We start from the raw sequence: 24,054 nt of genomic DNA on the forward strand, positions 1-24,054 counted from the left end.
GCGGCTCAGCGCCCCCGCGCCCGCGCCGCCTCGGCCAGCACTTCGTTGACCTGGGCCATGTCGGCCGGCTTGACGAGGTAGTGGTCGAAGCCGGCCTGCTCGGCTTCCTTGCGGTCCTGGCTCTGGCCGTAGCCGGTCAGCGCCACCAGGGTCGCGCCGGCGCTCTCGGGCTGGCCGCGCAGGCGCCTGGCCAGCTCGTAGCCGTCCATGTCGGGCAGGCCGATGTCGAGCAGGAGCACGTCGGGGCGTTCGAGGCGCGCGCGTTCGAGCGCGCCCCGGGCGTCGTACTCGACGCAGACGGCATGGCCCTGCACTTCCAGCAGCGCGGCCAGCATCTGGGCGGCATCGACGTTGTCGTCGACCACCATCACGCGCAGTCCGTCCGCCGCCTGCACGCCCACGCCCGGCGCTTCGTCGCCGGACGCATCGCCAAGGGCCGCCAGGCGCGGCAGGCAGATGCAGAATTCGCTGCCCCGCCCCATGCCGTCGCTGGTGGCGCTCACGGTGCCGCCATGCAGGGTCACCAGGCTCTTCACCAGTGCCAGGCCGATCCCCAGCCCGCCTTGGGAACGGTCCGGGGTGCGCTCGGCCTGGGTGAACAGGTCGAAGATGTAGGGCAGGATGTCGGGCGCGATGCCGACCCCGTTGTCGCGCACGGCAACGTGGACGCGCTGTTCGTCGACCGTCACCGACAGCGTGACGCGGCCGCCCGGCGCGGTGTACTTGGCGGCGTTGTTGAGGATATTCGAGATCACCTGCACCAGGCGGGTGCGGTCGCCGATCACGTGGGCGCTGCGGCCCGACAGCTGCAGCGTGAGCGAGTGGCGGCGCGCATCGATCAGCGGGCGCACCTGCTCCACCGCGGCGGACACGATCACGTTCAGGTCGAGTTCTTCCTTCTCCAGCGTGACCAGGCCGCGGGTGACGCGCGAGACGTCCAGCAGGTCGTTCACCAGGTCGGTCATGTGCGAGGCCTGGCGCACGATGATCTCGCTGGCGTTGGCGATGTTCCTGGCGTCGAGGCTGCCGATCTTCAGCAGCTGGGCCGCGGTCATGATCGGCGCCAGCGGATTGCGCAGCTCGTGGGCCAGCATGGCCAGGAACTGGTCTTTCTGGCGGTTCGCCGCGCGCAGCTCGTCCTCGACCTGCTTGCGCGCGGTGACGTCGCTGCCCTCGACGAAGATGCCGGACACGGCGCCGTTGGCATCGCGGATAGGCTGGTAGATGAAATCGAGGTAGCGCTCCTCGAGCGTGCCGTCCGGCTCGCGCTGCAGGCGCACCGGCAGCGCATGGCCGACGAAGGGTTCGCCGGTGCTGTAGACACGGTCGAGCAGTTCGAAGAAGCCCTGGCCTGCCACCTCGGGAAGCGCCTCTTTCGCGGTCTTGCCGAGCAACTGGCGATGGCCGACCAGCTGCAGGTAGGACTGGTTGGTCAGCTCGAACACGTGCTCGGGGCCGCGCAGCACGGCCATCAGGCCGGGCGCCTGCTCGAACAGGGTGCGGAAGCGCTCGTTCTCCTCGTCGCGGTATTTGTCGGCCAGCACCTGGTCGGTGACCTCGACGCAGGCGCAGTGCATGCCGAGGATGACGCCATGCTCGTCGCGCACCGGCGAGTAAGAGAAGGTGAACCAGGTCGGCTCGTCGTAGCCGTGGCGGTTCATGACCAGCAGCAGGCGGTCGGCATAGGTGGCCTCGCCCTGCAGCGCGCGCTCGACCAGGGGACTGATGTCGCTCCAGATCTCGGACCAGATGTCGCGGAAGCGCCGGCCCATCGCGCGCGGGTGCTTGTCGCCGAGGATCTCGCGGTAGGGATCGTTGTACAGGAAGCCGAGCTCCTCGCCCCAGGCGACGAACATCGGGAACTTCGAATTCAGCATCAGCCCGACCACGATGCGCAGCGCCTGCGGCCAGGTGCGCGGGTGCCCGAGCGGCGAATCGCTCCAGTCATGGGTGCGCATCAACGCACCGGTCTCGCCGCCTCCGCTCAGGAACATGAGCGAGCCGGCAAGACTGTCAGCGTCGTGGGATGAAGGGTCGGGCCGTGGAGCGTGTTGTTGCATGGTCAAGACTGATGGGGCGAATGCCCAAGTTTGCCATAACTTCAAGACGCGGGCCGCACGGCGGCGCCGTCGGAGGAGGGAAAACTGGAGCGGGTGAAGGGAATCGAACCCTCGTCGTAAGCTTGGGAAGCTTCTGCTCTACCATTGAGCTACACCCGCGTTGCCCGCATTCTACGCGGGTTTCAGCCTTGCCGACAACCTCCGGCGTTGATGTCAGTCCTTGCGCGCGCCTCGTGCGCGACGCGAGCGCGCCAAGCCCAGCATACCCAGGCCCAGCAGCGCTATCGATGCGGGTTCAGGCACTTCGTTTCCGCCGCCGCCGTTGTCACCGCCGCCGACGACAGTGCTGCCGAAAGTGAAGTCGTCGAATACCGAGGCGTTGACCGCTCCCGAGAATTGTACCGACCGGGCAGTGCCGGCAAAAGCGATCGATAAATCCGAGAACGGGCAATACTGGGCGCCACCGCCAGTTGTCTGGCAGGCCGCCGTACCCGTGCCAGTGATCGGCAGAGCCAGCGAAGCCAGCAGGGTACCGGTTGCATTCAGGCCGCTATAGATATTCACGGTCTGGCCGCTGCTGAACGGGCTCGAATAGGAAAAAGAAAAACCGGTATCGAAACCGGCATCCACGTTCATGACTGGATTCTGGTTCGGGAAGAACATCGCATAGAATTCCGAACCCGGAACACCCGAACCACCTTTCGAAGTATTCGAGCAATGCGTACCCGATGTATTCAGGCACAAGAGTGCCGCGCCGTCCGAAAATGAAACGCCATAATTGGCGCCACTTGCCCCATTGCTGGCGGTGCCGCCATTGTAGTACTGGTTGATCAGGGTGCCGGTGCCATTCGGATAATTCTCGATCCCTTCGAAATTAAGGGTGATCGGGGCAGCCTGCGAGGATACGGTAACGGCAGTGAAAGCAAGGGCAATGGCCAGACGGGGCAATTTCATTTATTACTCCATTCATTTAGGTTAGATTTTGGATTTATTTACACAATATGCCGATCGGATAATATTGAATATCTCCGACCACCGAACAATAGCAAATCATATGCCAGTTAATCTAATCCATAAAAATCAATCATTTAAATTGCCTGGTCGATAATATTGTAATAATTTCCGACAAATACGATGCGGTCTTTTATTCTTTAATTTCAATTTAAAAAGGTTTATTTACCTATGGAATTTCCTGCTGAATTAGCAGCAACTTGATCCATTCCGGCGCCGCTTTCGCGACGCCACTTAAGATGCCCAACATAGGCGAGCGCAGAAAATCGCTGGAAGCTTTCCGCATGGGCTTTCGTTTTTGGATATATTGAGGGCGCGGCGCGCATGCCCTGGCGCCGGCAACCGTTCATTTCAGGAAGACACTGATGGCACACTTCGACATCGGCACCATCGTGCGCGAGCTGCACGACGCCCGCCAGCAATGGCGCCAGGCCCACCGCCCTGCCGGCGAGGCGCGTGGCATCGAATTCCCGTCGCGCGATGCGCTGGCGGCGATCGTCGCCCAGCTCAAGGGGGTGCTGTTCCCGATGCGCCTGGGGCCGCCGGACCTGCGCCGGGACAGCGAGGATTACCACGTCGCCCACGCCCTCGACTCCGCCCTGCATGCCCTGCTGCGCCAGATCGAGGTCGAGCTCCGCTACAGCGCCGCATTACGGCAGCGCACCGATGGCGACATCGCCAGCCAGGCCCTGGAAGCCACCCGCGCCTTCGGCGCCGCGCTGCCGCAGATCCGCGTCCAGGTCGACAGCGACGTGCTGGCCGCCTACCAGGGCGACCCGGCCGCGCGCAGCGTCGACGAAGTGCTGCTGTGCTACCCCGGCGTACTGGCGATGATCCACTACCGCCTGGCGCACCGCCTGTACGAACTCGGGCTGCCGCTGCTGGCGCGCATCATCTCCGAACTGGCGCATGCCGCCACCGGGATCGACATCCATCCGGGCGCGAAGATCGGAGAAGGCTTCTTCATCGACCACGGCACCGGCGTGGTGATCGGCGAAACCGCCATCATCGGCCAGCGCGTGCGCCTGTACCAGGCCGTCACCCTGGGCGCCAAGCGCTTCCCGACGAATGCCGACGGCAGCCTGCAGAAAGGCTTGCCGCGCCATCCGATCGTGGAAGACGACGTGGTGATCTACGCCGGCGCGACGGTCCTCGGCCGCATCACGGTCGGCAAAGGGGCCGTCATCGGCGGCAACGTCTGGCTGACCCAGGACGTGGCGCCGGGCGCGCGCGTGGCCCAGGCGGCGTCGCGCGAGGATGTCTTCGAGACCTCGGCGGGGCCGGACGCGCCCGCCTGACGTTGAATCACTTCGGGCTCTCGACCGTATAGCCCTTGGCCTGAAGCACGGCCAGGTAGCTCTTCGGCCCGAGGATGTCGCTCATCGACAGCATCGCGACCGTGGACGCATTGTTGGCCAGCGATTGTTCGGCCGCCTTCAGCCACGATGCGAGGCGTCGTTCGCGCAGGTTCTGGAAAGCCGGATGGTTTTTCGCGGCCGGGCTGTTCAGCACGGCGTCGTTGCAGGCGTCATCGCGCTCCGCGTAATCGAGCTTGCCGATCTCGGCGATGTTGCCGTTGGCCCAGGCGTCCGCCCGCACACGCATCGCATCGATGTCGCCTTCGAAGCGCTCCAGGGTCCTGGTGAAGCAGGCCGTGTCTTCCATCTGCGACTTCTTGAAATCCTTCAGCACGCGGCCCGGATCGTCGAGATCGACCATGAAGCCGGTCTGGGTCAGCTTCACGCCGCGCTTTTTGGCGATGCCCTCGATCTGCTTGCGTACCTCGATGCCGCCGGACAGCCCGCTCTTCTTCAGCCCGGCCTCGGTCAGTTCCTGCGCCGCGAAGAAGGGCCGGTAGCGTTCGACGCCATCGTCCTCGCCGATGTATTTCTGCTTCAGCACACTCCAGCGCGCATACACGTCGGCCGGCAGCACGTCGTGCAAGCGGGCGCCGTCGGGATTTTTCTGCAAGCCGATCAGCGAGGGCAGCGCAACCAGCGCCTTGAATCCGCTGCGCCAGCCGATGCCGACGCCGGCCGAGGGCGGCGCCAGCACTTCCTGCGACTGCCCGATCAGGCGCTCGACCCGGCCGTCATCCCATTCCATCTTCGACGGCAGTGGCGCAAGCATGCCGAATACCCACATCACGTGGCCATCCTTCGACACCTTCCACAGGCCGGGGCCGGGGCGTTTTCCGGAGACGAGGACCTGGGCCGCGGGCAGCTCGTCGGCCGGCTGCGCGGCCGCCGGCTCGTCGCGGCTGGACGGCGGATCGGTCTGCGCCAGCGCCGCGGCGCTCAGCAGACCCAGGGACAAGACACAGGCAAGGCGTGCGGCAACCATCGAGGACTCCCTTATTGTTGTGTTGCCAAAGATTACCTAAATGGCATCGGGAAGGCTACGCGCGCAACAGCTTGTTACAAGGCATGCATATCCTGGAGTTACGGATAGTTCGATGCCGGCGGCTCTTCCGGTTGCCGGTCCAGGAGCTCATGGGCCAGCTTCAGGCTGTCCACCATGATCTGGAAGGCTTCGCGCTTGGCATCCTCGCCCGGCACCCGCAGCACGTAGGACGGGTGATAGGTGGTGACGACCCAGTACCCGTCGTGGAAGACCGGCTTGCCAAGGGTCGCCTTCAGGGTGACGTTGGCCGTCTCCATCACGGACTTCAGCGCGGTCGCGCCCAGCGCCACGATCACGGTCGGCTTCACGTGGGCCAGTTCCTTTTCGAGCCAGTAGTGGCAGGCTTCGATTTCCTTCTGCGCCGGGGTCTTATGCAGGCGGCGCTTGCCGCGCGGCTCCCATTTGAAATGCTTGACGGCGTTGGTCACGTAGATCGTCTCGCGGTCGACGCCGGCCGCCTCGCACACGCGGTCGAGCAGCTTGCCGGCCGGGCCGACGAAGGGCTGGCCGGCCAGGTCTTCCTGGTCGCCCGGCTGCTCGCCCACGAACATGATCTTCGCCTTCTTCGGCCCTTCGCCGCCGACGGCCTGGGTCGCGAACTGCCACAGCTCGCAGCGCCGGCATTCGTCGAGCTTCGAGGGCTGCTGGCGCTCCGGCTGGGCATCCTCGGGGGCGATCGGGATGGTCGTCCCCTTGCGCTGGCCGACGGCCTGGAACTGGCCGGTCTTGCGCGCGCCCAGCGACGCTTCGGAAATCATCTGCGGCACGATTTTTCCTTCTGGCAAATTTTTCCAGCGATGCGAGGGAATATGCTGCTGCATCACCGACTGGTTCAGGCGCGCCGGGTTGAACACGCTGCGGTAATAGGTCAGCCACAGGGCTTCGCCAGTGTCTTCGAGATCGTCGGAATTCTTCACCAGCGGACCGGTGTTGTGCAGGGTCTGGCCATCCCACAGCACGCTGGCCTCGGGCGTGGCAATCATCCAGCTGACCCGGCCCATGCGGGAAATGAAATGCTCGGCCACCTGGGGCAGCACGTCGTGCTGCGGTTCGTACCAGGCGACGAAGCGCGGCGGCCCGGCCTCGGGCGGTCGCTCGCGGAATCGGATGTAGGCATGCATGTCGTGCTCCTCGCGGTGCACCGCCTTCACCATCGCATGCAGGCGCGCGCCATCCTCGTCGGCCGGCGACTGCACCTCGTGCTCGCCCTGCTGCCAGCGCCAGATCACGCGGTACAGGAAGGCCCAGCGGTCCGGCACGCGGCAGCAGGCGGCGCTTTGCAGCATGTCCATCAGCGAGCGCGGGATGTGCGGCGGTGGGTGGCGCGGGGCATCCGGCGCTGGCGGCGGGTTGGAAGGATTATGCGTTGGCTCGGCCGTGGACGGCGCACCCGAGAACAGGTCGCCGCCCGCGTGCGGGGTGCTCCAGGTGACCGCTTCCGGCGGCACGTCGTGCACCAGCAGCTCGCGCGCCGCCTCGCGCCATGCGGCGAAGGTCTCGACCAGCAGCGGCTGGCCCGCGCGCTGGTGGTCGATGGCGCTCATGCCGCCTGCAACTCCGGCCACAGGTTCATCTGCTGCGGGGCGTCGGCCATGGTCCGGCGCAGCAGTTCGGAAGAGGCGGCCCCTTGCGCCGGCTTGTAGTCCGCGGTGACCACGAAAGGCGCCAGCTTCTTCAGGCTGCAGCGCAGGCGCGACAGGTCTTCCCAGCGGATGCGGCGCAGCCGGCGCAGGTCGATCAGGCGCTTGGCCGAGCGCAGCCCGATGCCGGGCACGCGCGCGATCATGCCCTCGTCGGCGCGGTTCAGGTCGAGCGGGAAGTGCTCGCGGTTGGACAGCGCCCAGGCCAGCTTGGGGTCGATGTCGAGCGCCAGGTTGCCGGCCGCCGGCATCAATTCGCCGGCCGTGAAGCCGTAGCCGCGCAACAGGAAGTCGGCCTGGTACAGGCGATGCTCGCGCAGCAGCGGCGGCGGCGCGGAAGGCACGCTGGACGGGCTCTGCGGAATCGGGGAAAACGCCGAGTAGTACACGCGCTTGAGCTTGTAGCTGCCGTACAGGGTCTGGGCCGTATTCAGGATGGTCTGGTCGTCGCTGGCGTCGGCGCCGACGATCATCTGGGTGCTCTGCCCGGCCGGCGCGAAGCTGGGCGCCTTCGGATGGTTGTCCTTTTCGTCGAGCCTGGTGCGGATCGAGCCCATCGCCAGCTTGATCGTGTGGACGTTCTTTTCGGGCGCCAGGCGGCTCACGCTGTCCTGGGTCGGCAGCTCGATGTTCACCGACAGCCGGTCGGCGTACTTGCCGGCCAGTTCGATCAGGCGCGGGTCGGCGTCCGGAATGGTCTTCAGGTGGATGTAGCCGCGGAAGTTATGTTCTTCGCGCAGGCGCCGCGCAACCTCGACCAGCTGCTCCATCGTGTAGTCGCTGGACTGGATGATGCCCGAGCTGAGGAACAGCCCGTCGATGTAATTGCGAAGATAGAAATCCTGGGTCAGCTTGACCACTTCGTCGACCGAAAAGCGGGCCCGCGGCACGTTCGAGGTGCGGCGGTTCACGCAGTACTGGCAATCGTAGATGCAGAAGTTGGTCAGCAGGATCTTCAGCAGCGACACGCAGCGCCCGTCCGGCGTGTAGCTGTGGCAGATGCCCATGCCGTTGGTGGCGCCGAGGCCGTCCTTGTCGACGGAATCTCGCCTGGGCGCCCCGCTGCTGGCGCAGGAAGCGTCGTATTTGGCGGCGTCGGCCAGGATCTCGAGTTTGTCTTTGAGTTCCATTGCGCAGTAAATACTGTATGGATGTACAGTATACCGCACTTTGTGTCGGGACAGCGGTGCGCGAACGCACGCAGCGCCATCGGGCCGCGTGGACGTTCAGCGCGCCGGCCAGCGCGCCCGCGGCGTCACGGGGCCTCGAAGGAGCGTAGCGAGCGGCGGCAGTTCCGTTCGAGAAGCGCAGCCGTACTTCGGTACAGCGAGCATCGCAGAACGGAACTGCAACGCGCAGCAGCTTCTTCGATGCCCCCTCACGCGGCGCCGACGTAGCCGTGGGCCTGGGCCAGCAACTCGGGCTCCATGCGTGCGGCGATGCGCTTGATATAGCTGGTGGCGGGAACGACGCCGGCGGCGCCGGCGCGGTGCAGCCAGGCATAGGCTTCGATCAGGTCCTTGTGGACGCCCTGGCCGCTGGCATACATGACCCCGAGGTTGAACTGGGCGCGCGCATGGCCCTGGCGGGCGGCGCACAGGTACCAGAAATGGGCGGCTTCGTAGTCGCGTTCGACGCCATGGCCGCTGTCGTAGCGCAGGCCGAGCGCGAACTGGGCCAGGGCATGTCCCTGGTCGGCGGCCTTGCGGTACCACTCGTAGGCCCGGCGCGGGTCGACGGCGCCGGAATCGTCGCGGTCCAGCAGCTGGCCCAGCATGTACTGGGCCGGCGCGTATTCCTGGTCGGCGGCCTTGCCGTACCAGAGCATGGCCTGGCCGGCGTCCTGGTCGACGCCGATCCCGTTCTCGAAGCGCAGCGCGAGGTCGAACTGGGCGCGCAGGTGGCCCTGTTCGGCGGCCTTGCGGTACCAGTCCAGCGCCTGCGGCGGGTCTTGCGGGACGCCGTGCCCCGCATCGATCAGCTGGGCGAGGTGGTACTGGGCGCCGGCGAAGCCCTGCTCGGCCGCCTTGCGGTACCAGTCGGCCGCCTGGCCGGCATCCTGGTCCACGCCCTGGCCGTGCTCGTAGCGCAGGCCGAGGTTGTCCTGGGCGCCGGCGTGCCCCTGCTCGGCGGCCTTGCGGAACCAGTGCAGCGCCAGGTCCGGATCGCGTGCGACCCCGTGGCCGCTGTCGTAGATGAGGGCCAGGTTGAACTGCGAGCTGGCGTGGCCCTGCTCGCCGGCGCGGCCGTACCACAGGACCGCCTTCTCGCTGTCCTGCGGCAGGTCCTGCCCTTTGTCGTAGCGCAGGCCGAGGTTGAACTGGGCCGGCGCGTAGCCCTGCTCGGCCGCCTTGCGGAACCAGTGGATGGCCTGCTGCACATCGCGTTCCACACCCTGGCCGCTGTCATAACGAAGGGCCAGGTTGAACTGGGAGCGCGCGTAATTCTGCTCGGCGGCGCGGCGGTACCATTCGATGGCGCGCCCGATGTCCTGGGCCACGCCCTTGCCGCCCTCGTACATCATGCCGAGGTTGTGTTGGGCGCCCGGGTCGCCCTGCTCGGCCGCCTTGCCGAACCAGTGCAGGGCCTGGTGCACGTCGGTGGGCATGCCCTGGCCCTTGGCGTACAGCCAGCCCAGGTTGTACTGGGCCGCCGCATAGCCCTGCTCGGCCGCCTGGGTGTACCAGTGCACGGCCTGCCCGAGGTCCTGCGCCACGCCCTGGCCCTTCTGGTACATCACGCCGAGGTTGTACTGGGCCTGTTCGAGGCCGGCGCTGGCCGCCATCCGGTACCAGGCCACCGCCAGCTCGTAGTTCTTCGGCACACCCTGGCCGTTCACGTACATGAAGCCGAGGCTGTGCTGGGCGCTGGCGACGCCGCGCTCGGCCAGCGCTTTTACACGCAGGAATTCAGCGGTGTGACCGGTGGCGGCGGTATCGGGCATGGCGCAACTCTTAGGCCTGGAAGGCCAGCACGTTGCCGCTGCCGGCCGGCAAACCCTGCCCGCGCAGCACGTCCGTGAAGCGGCCCAGCGGCATCGGACGGTGGTAGAGGTAGCCCTGCATCGTCATGCAGCCGTTCGCGCGCAGGTAGCGCGCCTGCGACTCCGTCTCGACGCCTTCGGCGATCAGGTTCAGGCCCAGCCCGCGCGCGATCGAGATGATCGCCAGCACCACCGGATAGTGGCCGTACTCGTCGTGGATCTCCTTGACGAAGGACTGGTCGATCTTGATCGTGTGGACCGGGAAGCGGTGCAGGTAGGCCAGCGAGGAATAGCCGGTGCCGAAATCGTCGATCGCGACCGACACGCCGAGCTGGCCCAGCTTGTTGAGCTGCTCGATCGCGTGCTGCGGATTGCGGATGCAGATGTTCTCGGTGATCTCGACTTCGATCTGGCTCGGCGCGATCCCGTAGCGCACCAGGGCGCCGCGCATCTTCTCGAAGAAGTCGCCGCGGTCCAGGTATTGCGGGGACAGGTTCAGCGACAGCCGCACCTGGTTGGCGCAGATGTTCTTCCACTGCAGCATGTCGCGGCACAGGGCGCCGATCATCCAGTCCGAGATCGGGATCATCAGTCCGTTCTCTTCGGCGAACGGCAGGAACTCGCCCGGCGTGACGATGCCGCGGGTCGGGTGGTTCCAGCGCATCAGCGCCTCGGCGCCGACGATGCGGCCGCTGGCGGCGTCGATCTGCGGCTGGTAGTACATCTCCAGCTCGTCGTTCTCCAGCGCGCGGCGCAGCATCTGGCCGAGCGCGATCTTCTGGTGCGAGATGTCCTGCATCGAGGCGTCGTAGAACGCGTGGCCGTTCTTGCCCTGCCCCTTGACCTGGTACATGGCGATGTCGGCGTGGCGCAGCAGTTCGTCGATCGACTCGCCGTGGCCCGGGTAGATCGCGATGCCGATCGAGGCCGAGATGTGGACCTGGTGGCCGTCCAGGTCGAACGGCAGCTGCAGGCACTCCAGGAACTTGTCGGCGACCATGCGCGCGTCGTCGCGGTCGCGCAGCTCGGGCAGCACGATGGTGAATTCGTCGCCACCCTGGCGCGCCAGGGTGTCGCCCTTGCGCAGGCATTCCTTCAGGCGCACCGCGACCTGCTGCAGCAGCTCGTCGCCCTTCACGTGGCCCAGGGTGTCGTTGACCAGCTTGAAGCGGTCCAGGTCGATGAACATCACCGCGAGCTCGGTCTGCTTGCGCTTGGCCTGGATCACGGCCAGGCCGAGCCGGTCCTTGAACAGGATGCGGTTCGGCAGGTCGGTCAGGATGTCGTGGTAGGCCTGGTAGGAGATGACTTCCTCGGCGCGCTTGCGGTCGGTGATGTCGCGCGCCACGCCGTAGGTGCCGAAGAATTCCAGCTTCTTCACTTCCTGGTCGGGCACGTGCATGCCGATCGCGTTCAGCGAGATCGTCATCAGGGTGTTGTTGAAGGTGCGTTCCTGGTTCGAGCCGGCGTGGCACTTCAGGCGCAGCTCGACGTTGCGCGAAGCGCGTTCGTCGACCCGGCGCTCGTTGAAGGAATAGCGCGCGCGCTCCAGGTCTTCTTCGTGCACCAGCACCGAATAATGCTGGCCGATCAGCTCTTCGCGCTTGTAGCCGAGCAGCTGGTAGGCGCGGTCGTTGACGAAGGTGAATTTGCCCTCGTGGTTCAGCGTATAGATGATGTCCGGCGAAGAGTCCACCAGGTAGCGGTACATCTTCTCCGAGTTTTCCAGCTGGTTCGCGATGCGGCTGTTGGCTTCCTCGAGGCGGCGCGCCTTGAGCGCGTTGCCGACCGTCTTGAGCAGCTCTTCGCGGCTGTAGGGCTTGCGCAGGTAGTCGTAGGCGCCGCGCTTGAGGGCGCCGATCGCGGCGTCGATCCCGACTTCGCCGCTCATCACGATGACGTCGGCGCCGACGCCCTTCTCGTTGATGAAGTCCATGATCTCGTGGCCGCCGATGTCGGGCAGGCGCAGGTCGAGCAGGACCAGGTCGAAGCGCAGTTTCGACAGGTGCGCCACGGCTTCGCTGCCGGTGGAAGCGGTGACGAGCTGGTAGCCGCGGCCCTGCAGCAGGTCGTACAGCGAGGACAGCAGGCGCGGCTCGTCGTCGACCAGCAGCAGACGGGGCTGCTCCAGGCCGGCCGGGAAGGCGGCTGGCGGCACGAGCGCATCATGGGACATGGGCGACGGGGCGCTGGCGGAGATGGGATTCATTGTTACCTTATACGGATCCGAGCGCGCGCACCGGCAATCCTGCCGGGGCGCCGGCGCCGGCATGCGCCGGCAGCAGAATTTCGAAACTGGTGCCGGTCTTGCCGCTGCGGCAGGCGATATGCCCGTTCAGCTTCTTGACCAGGCTGTGCACGATCGACAGGCCGAGCCCGTGGTGCGGCCCTTCCTTCGTGCTCTTCACGGCGGAGAACAGGTTGGCCAGTACTTCGCGCGACAGGCCCGGGCCGGTGTCGGAGACGACCAGCTCCAGGTACAGCCTGCGTTCGCGGTTGACGTGGCCGCGGTTGGCGATCTCGATGCGTCCGCCAGTGGCGGCCAGCGCCTCGATCGCGTTCTTGACCAGGTTGACCAGGATTTGCTTGAGGATGTCCGGGTCGCCCTCGATGCGGCCAGCCTCGGTCGACATGCTGACCACGATCTCGACGTTCGACGGCACGAAATCGGTGGCGCGGAACAGCCGCAGCACGTCTTCCACCACCTTGGCCACGTCGGCGCTGGCGCCGCTTTCCACCCGCGGCTGGACTTCGGTCAGGCTGTTGACCAGCTGGCCGACGCGGTCGATCTCTTCGTGCAGGATCGACAGCTCGCCGGCCACCGGCTCCTGGCGTTCGAGCTTGCTGTCGAGGACCGACAGGTAGTTCTTGATGATCGACAGCGGGTTGTTCACCTCGTGCACCACGCGCCGTGACGCCTCGCGATATTCCTCGGCCACGTGGGCCAGCTGGCGGCGCGCATGGCCGCGTTCGGACATTGCGTTTTCCAGCGCGCTCGCGGCCTGGGCCCCGAACGACTGCATGAAGCGCTCCCGCTTCTGGCAGGACGGCACCTGCCAGCTGGCGATGCCGCCGATCAGCACGCCCAGGCAGCGCGCGCCGCTCACCAGCGGCACGCAGACCAGCGATTCGGTGCCCAGCATGCGCAGCAGCTGTTCCTCGGACAGGCCGAGCGGCGCGCCGTCGCGGCGCACGAAGGCCAGGCGGCGCTCCAGCGCGGCCTTCGCCACGGCGCCGCCCCTGGACAGCGGGATCGAGAATTCGGCGATGCGCTGCTGGTTGGCGGTGGGCGCGCCCACCAGGGCGTGGCCGGTCGGATTCTCCAGCAGCACGGCGGCGTTCTCGAAGTCGAACAGCACGCGCGCCGAGCGGGTCATCGATTCCAGCAGCCCGCTCTCGCCCTGCTGGCGCGAGAAGGACTGGCCGATCTCGGATACCAGCACCAGGTTGCGCATCTCTTCGGTCAGGCGCTGCTGCACCGGATCGACCGGCGGCGCCGGCGCGAAGGCCGGCAGCGCCGGGATGTCGTCGGCGCCGGCCAGGTCGATGCCGAGGTGGGCCGCGGCGCGCTCGACCTGGCGCGCGGCCTGGGCCAGCAGCTGGTCGGCCGCTTCGGGTTCGAGGTCGCACAGCCCGGCCGCCTCGACCACCAGGTCCGGGTCGTCGGCATGGCCGGACAGCAGGTGGGCGGCGCGCACGATGCGGATCAGGGGATGGGCGCCCTCCAGGCGCTCGCCCGGCTCGTGGTGGTAGAGCACGGAATCGGCCAGGAAGGAGTCGAGCTGCCAGCGTTCGATCAGCCAGGCGCCGGCTTCGGCGTGGGTGATCTGCAGGGTGCGCTGCTCGACCGCGCACAGGTCTTCGTCGTCGCGCGCGGTGAAGTTGAAGCCGTATTCCTTGGGCGCGGTGGCCAGCAGGGCCAGGCGGCCGACGTTGTGCAGCAGGCCGGCCAGGTAGGCTTCCTCGGGCTGCGAATAATTCAGGTGGCGGGCCAGCTCGCGCGCCAGCACGGCAGCGGTGAGCGAGTTCTTCCAGAATGCGCGCAGGTCGGTCGCGCCGGAATTCGGGAAGCTGTTAAAGGTCTGGAACACCGAATCGCTGATCACCAGGGTCTTGATCATGTCGGTGCCGAGCGCCACCATGGCCTGCTCGAGGTTGGGCTGGCGCCCGCCGCGGTGATAGGCCGAGCTGTTGGCGACGGAGAGGATCTTGCCCGTCATGCCCGCATCCTTGGCCACCAGCGCGGCCAGCTCGGCCATGCCGAGGTCGTCCGCCTGCAGGTGGGCCAGCAGCTTGATGAGGATCTGCGGCATGGCGGGCAGCCGCGCGATCAGCAAGCGATTGCGGATATCCTGGTCTGGTTGGTAGTTGGTCTCAAGCACGGCCGCCACTGCTGTTCTGGATGATTGGTGGCGGCTTTCCCCGGCTAAGCTGCCACGATAATTCTTCTTGTGGTCCCCGGAACATGGCGAAATTTCAACCTTTGTTCCGAACGTGAAAAACTTATCTTAGCATATATACATTTCTGACCGGGAACAACATTTTCGGAAGAAAGTGACGTGTTTTAGAGTCAGAACTCGGCCGCACGCCTTGAGACCCCTCACGGCGCCTGCCCGTACGGCCGAGATTTTATTGATTTACGCCAACATCAGCTTGCGCCGATAGTGGCGCGACACCATCCAGCAAGCCAGCGAGGCCAGCGCGAAACCGGCCTGGCCCAGGGCCATCGCCAGCACCGAATGGGTCAGCGCCGGCGCGATGATGCCGGCCACGATCGCGCCCATCAGCGTGGTGACGAAGGACTGGCAGGACGCCACCGTGCCGCGGATGTGCGGGAACAGGTCGAGCGTCAGCAGGGTCGCGCTGGGGTTGATGATCGAGCTGCCGAAGTTATAGAAGAACATCGGCAGCACGGTCCACGGCAGCGCCGGCGGCAGCAGCGAGTGATATGCGACGCTGCCCGTCACCGCGGCCAGCATGAGCGCGTAGCCGATCCCGATCTGGCGCCCGTAATGCATCCTGCCGGCCAGGCGGTTGGCGGCCAGAGCCCCCAGGAAGATGCCGGCCACCGCCGGCACGAACAGCCAGGCGAAGTCCGAGGGCCCGAGGTGCAGGTGCACCGGCAGCAGCACCGGCGCGCCGGCGATGAACAGGAACATGCCGCCGAAGTTGAAGGCGACCACGGCCGACTTCATCTGGAACAGCACCGAACTGAAGATGTCCCAGTAGCTGCGCGCCAGGAAGCGCGGGTTGAACGGCTGCCTGCGCTCCTTCGGCATGGTCTCCGGCAGGTGCTGCCAGCAGACCCACCACAGCCCGAGGCTGAACACCAGCAGCCCGAGGAAGATCGCGCGCCAGTCGAGCAGGGTAACGACCCAGCCGCCCAGCACCGGCGCCACCGCCGGCGCGATCGAGAAGATCATCGTCACCATCGACAGCAGGCGCGCGGCCGGCGCGTCCGAGTACAGGTCGCGGATGATCGCCCGCCCCACCACCACCCCGGCCCCCGCCGAGACGCCCTGCATGATGCGGAACACCCACAGGTAGTGCACCGAATGCGCGGACGCGCAGCCGAGGGTGCCGACCGCAAACACGATCAGCCCGACCAGCACCACGTTGCGGCGCCCGAAGGCATCCGACAGCGCGCCATGCCACAGCGACATGACGGCGAAGGCCAGCATGTAGGCCGTCAGGGTCTGCTGGACTTCGAGCGGGGTCGCATGCAGGGTCTCCTGGATGCGCGGGAAGGCCGGCAGGTAGGCGTCGACCGAGAACGGTCCCAGCATCGCCAGCGCGGCCAGCAGCGAGGCCAGGCCGCCGGCCGACAGCATCGTGATCTTGTGCGGCGCCGGCAGCGGGACCGGGACGACGGGGTCTTTGGGTAGATTGTCTGGTTCGGGTTCGGGAAGCATTCGTTACTCTGGTTGGGGTTTGGCCGCATCCGGCTTCGCCGCGTCTCTGCGGTTGAAGCCGGCGACCATGTCGAAACGGAACAGGCGGCATTCGAGCGCGCCGTTGAAGAACGGGGTCTTGCGCGATTCCTTCAGGCGCAGCATCTTCGGCAGCGAGAGGTCGGCCGTGAACAGGTACACGGTCCAGCCGGCGAAGCGCTGCTTCAGCGTGCTGGAGAGGTCCTGGTAGAAGCCGACCGCCATCTCGTCCTGCGGGATGGTGGAGTCGCCGCGCACGCCGATGCGCTCGCCGTACGGAGGATTGGTCAGCAGGATGCCCGGCTGGCTGGTGGGCGGCTGCACCTGCTGCGCCTCGATCTGCTTGAGCGGCACCTCGAACAGGACGCCGGCGACCTTCAGGTTATGGCGCGTCATCGCCACCATGTCGCCCGAGATGTCGGAGCCGAAGATGGTGGGCTCAAGCGGCAGCGGGTTCGGCTTGATGGACGCCTTCATGTCCTGCCAGGCGGCGCGGTCGAAGTTGCGGAATTTTTCGAAGGCGAAGCGGCGGCGGCTGCCTGCCGGAATGCCCTGCACCATCTGCGCCGCCTCGATCAGGATCGTGCCCGAGCCGCACATCGGGTCGAACAGCGGCACGCCGGGCTTCCAGCCGGCCACGCGCAGCAGGCCGGCGGCCAGGTTCTCGCGCAGCGGGGCATCGCCGGTCTCTTCGCGCCAGCCGCGCTTGAACAGCGCCTCGCCGGAGGTGTCGAGGTAGACCGTGAAGTTGCGCTGGTCGAGGAAGCCGAGGATGCGCATGTCCGGCTCGCGCGTGTTGACCGAGGGGCGCTTGCCGAACTGGTCGCGGAAGCGGTCGCAGACGGCATCCTTGATCTTCAGCGTGGTGAACTCCAGGCTCTTCAGCGGCGATTTCACGGCCGTGATGTCGACCCGGATCGTGTGGTTGACGTCGAACCAGTCTTCCCAGGGCTGCTCGAGCACCAGGTCGTAGATGTCGTTCTCGTTGTTGTAGGTGCGGTTCGCCATGCGCATCAGCACGCGCGATGCGATGCGCGAATGCAGGTTGATGCGGTAGGCGTCCTGCATGCTGCCCGAGGCGTGCACGCCGCCCGGCACCTGGTTGTGCACCTTCAGCGTGGCGCTGTCGGTGGCCTGGGCGATTTCAGCGAGTTCTTCGGCGAGTGCCGCTTCCATGCCGCGCGGGCATGGGCAAAAATAGGAGGCCATCTGGGAGTACCCTTTATCCGTTGGTGTTGATTACTAAATTAGAAAAACAAACGGCCGGAATGAGCCCGGCCGCCCTTGCTTCCCGATCTCTCGGGTTTACACCTGGAGCAGCCGCTCGACAAAATCGAGCCGGTCCTGGCCCCAGAAACCCTGGCCGTCGACGACGTACCAGGGCGCGCCGAATACGCCGGCGTCCAGCGCTTCCTTCGTGAATCCTTCGTACTTCTGCTGCGTTTCCGGCGTACGCGATGCCGCCAGCAGGGCCGCGCCGTCGAAGCCGGCGTCGCCTGCGAGCTGCTCGAGCGTGGCCGGGTCCGCGATATTCTTCTCCTCGGCCCACACCGCGCGCGTGATGGCGGTGGCCAGTTCGAGGGCCTGGTCCGCCCCGCCCTGTTCCCGGGCGGCGACCAGCAGCAGCGATGCCGGCGCCTGGTCGACCGGGAAGAACTTCGGCTGCAGGTTCATGCGCAGGCCGAGATGTCTGGACCAGCGTTCCAGTTCCTGCAGGCGGTAAGCCTGGCGCTGCGGCGCGCGCTTGGCCAGCGGCAGGCCGCCGCTTTCGGCGAACACCGCGCCGAGGTCGAAGGGCCTGGGCTCGATCATCGCGCCGTACTGTGCGCCCAGCTTGAGCAGGCGTTCATGCCCCAGGTAGACATAGGGCGAGTGCGGCGCGAAGAAATAGTGGATGGTTTTGCTCATCTTTAGTCAGTCTAGTCAGCCGGGGTCAGAGCCCACCCGAGTGAACCGGGGTCTGGCCCCGAATATTTAAAAAGGTTTAACGACGACCAGGATCACGATCGCGATGAGCAGCAGCACGGGCACTTCGTTGAACACGCGGAACCACTTGTGGCTGCGGGTGTTCGCGCCGCGCTCGAACTTCTTCAGCAGCGATCCGCACGCATGATGGTAGCCGATCACGAGGAGGACCAGCGCCAGCTTCGCATGCAGCCAGCCGCCGCGGATGCCGAAGCCCAGCCAAAGCCACAGGCCCAGCAGCAGGGCCGGCACCATCAACATCGTAGTGAAACGGTACAGGCGGCGGCCCATGCCCAGCAGGCGCTCGGTGGCGGCCGGATTGGTTTCCTGCGCCAGGTTCACGAAGATGCGCGGCAGGTAAAACAGGCCGGCGAACCAGGAGGCGATGAAGACGATGTGGAAGGCTTTGATCCAGAGGTACATATTATCCTTGTTGTCAGACCCGTCGTTCCCGCGCAGGCGGGAACCCAGGTTGGTCCGCGTATCGATAGCTCAAGCAGAACTTGGGTCCCCGCCTGCGCGGGGACGACGATTAAACGCGGATCTCGCCATGCCCGAACACGACGTACTTCAGCGAAGTCAGCCCCTCCAGCCCCACCGGCCCGCGCGCATGCAGCTTGTCGTTCGAGATGCCGATCTCGGCGCCCAGGCCGTATTCGAAGCCGTCGGCGAAGCGCGTCGAGGCGTTCACCATCACCGAGGCCGAATCGACTTCGCGCAGGAAGCGCATCGCATCCGTATAGTCTTCGGTGACGATCGCTTCGGTGTGCTTGGACGAATACGTGTTGATGTGCTCGATGGCTTCGTCGATGCCGGCCACGATCTTCACCGCCAGGATCGGCGCCAGGTACTCGGTGCTCCAGTCCTCTTGCGTCGCCGCGGCCAGGTGCGGATAGCCCTGCAGGATGGCGAACGCTTCCGGGTCGGCGCGCAGCTCGACTTCCTTCGTCGCGTACAGTTCGGCGAGCTGCGGCAGCACGGCCGGGGCGATGGCGCGCGCCACCAGCAGGGTTTCCATCGTGTTGCAGGTGCCGTAGCGGTGGGTCTTGGCGTTCATGGCGATCGGCAGCGCCTTCGCGATATCCGCCTTCGCATCGATGTAGACGTGGCAGATGCCGTCCAGGTGCTTGATCATCGGAACCGTCGCTTCCTGCATCAGGCGCGCGATCAGGCCCTTGCCGCCGCGCGGCACGATCACGTCGACGAATTCCGGCATCGTGATGAGAAGCCCGACGGCGGCGCGGTCGGTGGTCTCGACCACCTGCACGCCGTGCTCGGGCAGGCCGGCGCCGCGCAGGCCCTCCGCCACCAGCGCGGCCAGCGCGCGGTTGCAGTGGATGGCTTCCGAGCCGCCGCGCAGGATGGCGGCGTTGCCGCTCTTGATGCACAGGCCGGCCGCATCGACCGTCACGTTCGGGCGCGCCTCGTAGATGATGCCGATCACGCCCAGCGGCACGCGCATCTGCCCGACCTGGATGCCGCTCGGACGGAATTTCATGTTGGAGATTTCGCCGATCGGATCGGGCAGCGCGACGATCTGGCGCAGGCCGTCGACCATGGTGGCGATCGCCTTGTCCGACAAGGCCAGGCGGTCCAGCAGGGCCGGCGCGAGGCCGGCGGCGCGGGCGGCGTCGAGGTCGCGCGCGTTCGCTTCACGCAGTGCGGGGGCGTCGCGCTCGATGGCGTCGGCGATCAGGAGCAGCGCCCGGTTACGGGTGGCGCTGTCGGCGCGCGCCATCGCGCGCGAAGCCGCGCGCGCCTGGCGACCGATGGTTTGCATGTATTCCGTGATGTTCATGATGCGTCGTCGTCCATTCGTTCAACCTGGTCAAGAGGCGACGCGCAAGGCCAGCTGCAGCATCGCATCCCATGCATCGCCCGCAAAGCGCTTCGCGCGCAGGCCCTTGACCATGCGGTCGACCTGGGCCGCCTCCTGCATGGCCGCTTCCAGGGTCGGCAGCGAGACACGGCGCAGCGCCGGTTCCATCATGCGCTCGCGCGGACCCCAGATCCGGTATTCCTTCAGGAGCGCGCCCAGCGGCCGCCCCTGCGCCATCCCGGATTTCAATTTTAGCAGCGTGCGGATTTCTTCACTGACGGCCCACAAGACCAGCGGCAGCGCTTCGCCCTCGCCCTTCAGGCCTTCCAGCATACGCACCAGGCGCGCCGGGTCGCCGGCCAGCATCGCTTCGGACAGCTTGAACACGTCGTAGCGCGCCACGTTCAGCACGGCGTCCTGTACCTGTTCGAAACTCAGCTTGCCCGGCTCGTACAGCAGCCCCAGCTTCTGGATTTCCTGGTGCGCGGCCAGCAAATTCCCTTCCACGCGATCGGCGATGAAGTCCAGGCTCTGGCGGTCGGCGCTCTGCTGCTGGCTTGACAGGCGCATGCCGATCCAGCCCGGCAATGCGGCACGTTCCACGTTCGGGATCTCGACGTAGACCGCCGCCTGCTGCAGGCTGGCGACCCAGGCCGCCTTCGCCGTCTGCCAGTCCAGCTTCGGCAGGGTGATCAGGGTCAGGTTGTCCGGGTTCAGGTCTTTCGCGTAGTTCTGCAGGGCCGCGCTGCCGTCCTTGCCGGGCTTGCCGGCGGGGATGCGCAGCTCGATCAGCTTGCGGTCGCCGAACAGCGACATGGCCTGGTTGGCGGCCAGCAGCTCGCCCCACTTGAAGTTGCGCTCGACGGTGAGCACGTCGCGCTCGGAATAGCCCTGCGCGCGGGCGGCGCGGCGGATCTTGTCGGCCGCCTCCAGCGCCAGCAGGTGTTCGTCGCTGGTGATCACGTACAGGGGCGCCAGCCCCTTGGCGAGGTGCCCGTCGAGCGCCTCTGGCCGCAACTGCATGGTGTTCTCTCTTCCTTACTTGGCCGGTTTCAGGGCAGCCAGGCGGCGCATGATCTGCTGCACCAGGTCGGCCTGCATGTCGCGGTACAGCAGCGCTTCCTCGGATTCCTTGGCCAGCACCTGGGTCTCGTCGAAGGCCATGTTCCGGCGCAGCGTGATCTCGGTGGCCGGCAGCAGCTCCACGCCCTTGCTGTCGCGGACGGTGAAGGTCAGCGTGTAGGTCAGCAGGTATTCGCGCACGCGGCCCAGGCTGTTCAGCGACAGGATCGACTTGGCGCGGTTCTCGCTCAGCACCACGAACTGCGCCTCCGCCTCTTCCGGCTTGTCGGCGATGACCACGTCGCCCGCGCGCAGGTTGCGCTTGAGCTCAGTGCCGAGCGGAGACGTGTCCGTGAAGGTCAGGAACAGGCTGTGGAACGGCATCGTGTAGCTGCCGTTCGAGCCGCGCAGCTGGAAGCCGCAGGCCGCCAGCGACGCTGCAATTGCCAGCGCCGCGACGGTGCGCACCACTACTTTCTGGTAGGAGGAGCGCATGCCTTACACCACGATGTTGATCAGCTTGCCGGGCACGACGATGACCTTCTTCGGCGTGCCTTCGACGAACTTCTGGGCCGCTTCCGAGGCCAGGGCGGCGGCCTCGATGGCGGCCTTGTCCGCTTCCTTCGGCACCTTGACCGAGCCGCGCAGCTTGCCGTTCACCTGGATCATCAGCTCGATCTCGGACTGTTCCAGCGCGGCCGGGTCGACTTCCGGCCACTGCACGTTCAGGATGTCGCCATACACCCTGGCGTAGCCGAGCTCCTGCCACAGCGCGTGGGTGATGTGCGGCGCCACCGGGTTCAGCATGCGCAGGAAGATCGACAGGCCTTCGGCGATCACGGCGTCGCTGGCCACGCCATCGGCCAGCTTGGCCGACTCCAGGGTATTCAGCATCTTCATGCAGGCCGAGACCACGGTGTTGTACTGGATGCGCTTGAAGTCGTAGTCGGCCTGCTGCAGGATCTTGTGGACTTCGCGGCGCAGCGCCTTCTGGTCGTCGTCCAGCGTGCCCTGCTGCTGGCCGCTGAGTGCCGCAGCAATGCGCTCGCGCTGGGCGTAGGCGAAGGCCCAGACGCGGCGCAGGAAGCGGCTCGCGCCTTCCACGCCCGACTCCGACCACTCCAGGGTCTGCTCCGGCGGCGCCGCGAACATGGTGAACAGGCGGGCGGTGTCCGCGCCGTACTGTTCGATCTGGGCTTGCGGATCGATGCCGTTGTTCTTCGACTTCGACATCTTCTCGGTGCCGCCGATGATGACCGGGGCGCCATCCAGCTTCGATGCCGCCGCCTGCGGACGGCCGCGGTCGTCGAACACGAGGTCGACGTCGGCCGGGTTGAACCAGGTCTTCTTGCCGGATTCGTCCTCGCGATAATAGGTCTCGTTCAGCACCATGCCCTGGGTCAGCAGGTTGACGAAGGGTTCGTCGAACTTCACCAGGCCGAAGTCGCGCATCACCTTGGTCCAGAAGCGCGCGTACAGCAGGTGCAGCACGGCGTGCTCGATGCCGCCGATGTACTGGTCCATCGGCATCCAGTAATCGTTGCGGGCCGGGTCGACCATCGCGTCGTTCGAACCCGGCGAGGTATAGCGCATGTAGTACCAGGACGAGTCGATGAAGGTGTCCATGGTGTCGGTCTCGCGGCGTGCGGGCGCGCCGCAGCACGGGCAGTCGACCTTCAGGAAGGCTTCGTGTTTTTTCAACGGGTTGCCGGTGCCGTCCGGGACGCAGTCTTCCGGCAGCACGACCGGCAAGTCCTTCTCGGGAACCGGCACCGTGCCGCACTTCTCGCAGTGGATCATCGGGATCGGCGTGCCCCAGTAGCGCTGGCGCGAGATGCCCCAGTCGCGCAGGCGGAAGGTCACCTTCTTGTCGCCCAGGCCCTTCTCGGCCAGGTCGCCCGCCACGGCATTCACGGCGGAGGTGTAGTCGAGGCCGTCGTATTTGCCCGAGTCGACCAGCACGCCCTTCTCTTTATCGCCGTACCATTCCTGCCAGCCGTCCAGCGAGAAGGTCTCGCCTTCGACCGCCACCACCTGCTTGATCGGCAGGTCGTATTTTTTCGCGAACGCGAAGTCGCGCTCGTCGTGCGCCGGCACGCCCATCACGGCGCCGTCGCCATAGGTCATCAGCACGTAGTTGCCGACCCAGACCGGCACCTGCTCGCCGGTGATCGGGTGCATGACGGTGAGACCCGTCGGCATGCCCTTCTTTTCCATCGTCGCCATGTCGGCTTCGATCACGGAACCCTGCTTGCACTCGGCGATGAAGGCCTGCAGTTCCGGGTTGTTCTTCGCCGCCTGGGTCGCCAGCGGGTGCTCGGCGGCGACCGCGCAGAAGGTCACGCCCATGATGGTGTCGGCGCGGGTGGTGAAGACGTACAGCTTGCCCTCGTTGATCAGCTCACCCTGCTCGTCCATGATCACGTGCGGGAAGGCGAAGCGCACGCCGGTCGACTTGCCGATCCAGTTGGCCTGCATGATGCGCACGCGCTCCGGCCAGCCCGGCAGCTTGTTCTCGACGTGGTCCAGCAGCTCGTCGGCGTAGTCCGTGATGCGCACGTAGTACATCGGGATCTCGCGCTTTTCCACCAGCGCGCCCGAGCGCCAGCCGCGGCCGTCGACCACCTGCTCGTTGGCCAGCACGGTCTGGTCGACCGGGTCCCAGTTCACGGTGCCGGTCTTCTGGTAGATGATGCCCTTCTCGAGCATCTTCAGGAACATCCACTGGTTCCACTTGTAGTAATCCGGCTTGCAGGCGGTCATCTCGCGCGACCAGTCGATGGCCAGGCCCATCGACTCCATCTGGCCGCGCATGTGGGCGATGTTCGAATAGGTCCACTCCGCGGGCGGCACGTTGTTGGCCATCGCCGCATTCTCGGCGGGCATGCCGAAGGCGTCCCAGCCCATCGGCATCAGCACGTTGTAGCCGTTCATCCGCAGGTAGCGGTACATCACGTCGTTGATCGTATAGTTGCGCACGTGGCCCATGTGCAGCTTGCCGGACGGGTAAGGCAGCATCGAGCAGGCGTAATACTTGCCTTTTGGGAAACGCGGGTCATTTTCGACCGCTTTATAGGCGTCGATCGACTTCCAGTAGGCCTGGGCGGCCTGTTCGACTTCGGCGGGACTATATTTATCTTGCATGATGTTCTGCGGACTAAAGGGAGGTGAGCAGAACATT

Annotated in this window: 17 protein-coding genes and 1 tRNA gene; 1 reads left to right on the plus strand and 17 read right to left on the minus strand. The window is 66.1% G+C overall.

The annotated features are described in order from the left end of the window. Positions 1–5: 5 nt before the first annotated feature. The 3 genes from AC3A6M_RS20115 to AC3A6M_RS20125 all read right to left on the minus strand — a co-directional run bounded on the left by AC3A6M_RS20115 (position 6) and on the right by AC3A6M_RS20125 (position 3,014). Positions 6–1,994 (minus strand): hybrid sensor histidine kinase/response regulator, encoded by a 1,989-nt coding sequence (locus AC3A6M_RS20115; RefSeq protein ID WP_487854502.1) that lies wholly within the window; start codon positions 1,992–1,994, stop codon positions 6–8. Between the two features lie 151 nt (positions 1,995–2,145). Then, positions 2,146–2,219 (minus strand) — tRNA-Gly (locus tag AC3A6M_RS20120). 54 nt (positions 2,220–2,273) lie between these two features. Beyond that, positions 2,274–3,014, minus strand: a complete 741-nt coding sequence (locus tag AC3A6M_RS20125; RefSeq protein WP_487854503.1) for a PEP-CTERM sorting domain-containing protein — start codon at positions 3,012–3,014, stop codon at positions 2,274–2,276. A gap of 422 nt (positions 3,015–3,436) precedes the next feature. Here AC3A6M_RS20125 and epsC point away from each other — a divergent pair, with 422 nt between their 5' ends. Next, entirely contained in the window at positions 3,437–4,369 is a 933-nt protein-coding gene (gene epsC, locus AC3A6M_RS20130) for a serine O-acetyltransferase EpsC (protein ID WP_487854504.1), read from the plus strand. Positions 4,370–4,376: 7 nt separating this feature from the next. On the opposite strand, the gene AC3A6M_RS20135 is transcribed toward epsC, so the two are convergent. The 14 genes from AC3A6M_RS20135 to leuS form a co-directional block, all read right to left on the minus strand. After that, entirely contained in the window at positions 4,377–5,414 is a 1,038-nt protein-coding gene (locus tag AC3A6M_RS20135; RefSeq protein ID WP_487854505.1) for a TraB/GumN family protein, read from the minus strand. A 98-nt stretch (positions 5,415–5,512) separates the two neighbouring features. Next, the gene (locus tag AC3A6M_RS20140; RefSeq protein WP_487854506.1) at positions 5,513–7,018 is read right to left on the minus strand and encodes a UdgX family uracil-DNA binding protein; all 1,506 of its coding nucleotides are present in this window, start codon (positions 7,016–7,018) and stop codon (positions 5,513–5,515) included. Continuing rightward, entirely contained in the window at positions 7,015–8,244 is a 1,230-nt protein-coding gene (locus AC3A6M_RS20145; protein ID WP_487854507.1) for a putative DNA modification/repair radical SAM protein, read from the minus strand. The genes AC3A6M_RS20140 and AC3A6M_RS20145 overlap by 4 nt, the downstream gene beginning before the upstream one ends. A 248-nt stretch (positions 8,245–8,492) precedes the next feature. Next, entirely contained in the window at positions 8,493–10,058 is a 1,566-nt protein-coding gene (locus tag AC3A6M_RS20150; protein ID WP_487854508.1) for an SEL1-like repeat protein, read from the minus strand. Between the two features lie 10 nt (positions 10,059–10,068). Then, positions 10,069–12,273 (minus strand): EAL domain-containing protein, encoded by a 2,205-nt coding sequence (locus AC3A6M_RS20155; RefSeq protein WP_487854530.1) that lies wholly within the window; start codon positions 12,271–12,273, stop codon positions 10,069–10,071. A 40-nt stretch (positions 12,274–12,313) separates the two neighbouring features. Then, the gene (locus AC3A6M_RS20160) at positions 12,314–14,410 is read right to left on the minus strand and encodes an HDOD domain-containing protein (protein ID WP_487854531.1); all 2,097 of its coding nucleotides are present in this window, start codon (positions 14,408–14,410) and stop codon (positions 12,314–12,316) included. Positions 14,411–14,734: 324 nt separating this feature from the next. After that, a complete protein-coding gene (locus AC3A6M_RS20165; RefSeq protein WP_487854509.1) occupies positions 14,735–16,009 on the minus strand; it encodes a multidrug effflux MFS transporter in 1,275 nt (424 codons plus the stop codon). A gap of 3 nt (positions 16,010–16,012) precedes the next feature. Next, the gene (locus AC3A6M_RS20170; protein ID WP_487854510.1) at positions 16,013–17,236 is read right to left on the minus strand and encodes a THUMP domain-containing class I SAM-dependent RNA methyltransferase; all 1,224 of its coding nucleotides are present in this window, start codon (positions 17,234–17,236) and stop codon (positions 16,013–16,015) included. Positions 17,237–17,332: 96 nt separating this feature from the next. Next, on the minus strand, positions 17,333–17,935 hold the full coding sequence (locus AC3A6M_RS20175) for a DsbA family protein (protein ID WP_487854511.1): 603 nt from the start codon (positions 17,933–17,935) through the stop codon (positions 17,333–17,335). 66 nt (positions 17,936–18,001) lie between these two features. Further along, positions 18,002–18,415 (minus strand): CopD family protein, encoded by a 414-nt coding sequence (locus tag AC3A6M_RS20180; protein ID WP_487854512.1) that lies wholly within the window; start codon positions 18,413–18,415, stop codon positions 18,002–18,004. Positions 18,416–18,524: 109 nt separating this feature from the next. Continuing rightward, a complete protein-coding gene (locus tag AC3A6M_RS20185) occupies positions 18,525–19,790 on the minus strand; it encodes a glutamate-5-semialdehyde dehydrogenase (RefSeq protein ID WP_487854513.1) in 1,266 nt (421 codons plus the stop codon). A gap of 30 nt (positions 19,791–19,820) precedes the next feature. Further along, on the minus strand, positions 19,821–20,834 hold the full coding sequence (gene holA, locus AC3A6M_RS20190) for a DNA polymerase III subunit delta (protein ID WP_487854514.1): 1,014 nt from the start codon (positions 20,832–20,834) through the stop codon (positions 19,821–19,823). A 15-nt stretch (positions 20,835–20,849) separates the two neighbouring features. Beyond that, positions 20,850–21,368: an LPS-assembly lipoprotein LptE gene (locus AC3A6M_RS20195; RefSeq protein WP_487854515.1), complete on the minus strand. Its 519-nt coding sequence runs from the start codon at positions 21,366–21,368 to the stop codon at positions 20,850–20,852. 3 nt (positions 21,369–21,371) lie between these two features. Beyond that, positions 21,372–24,017 (minus strand): leucine--tRNA ligase, encoded by a 2,646-nt coding sequence (leuS, locus tag AC3A6M_RS20200; RefSeq protein ID WP_487854516.1) that lies wholly within the window; start codon positions 24,015–24,017, stop codon positions 21,372–21,374. Positions 24,018–24,054 lie beyond the last annotated feature (37 nt).

Source organism: Telluria sp. Soil_C_11 (assembly GCF_057657395.1).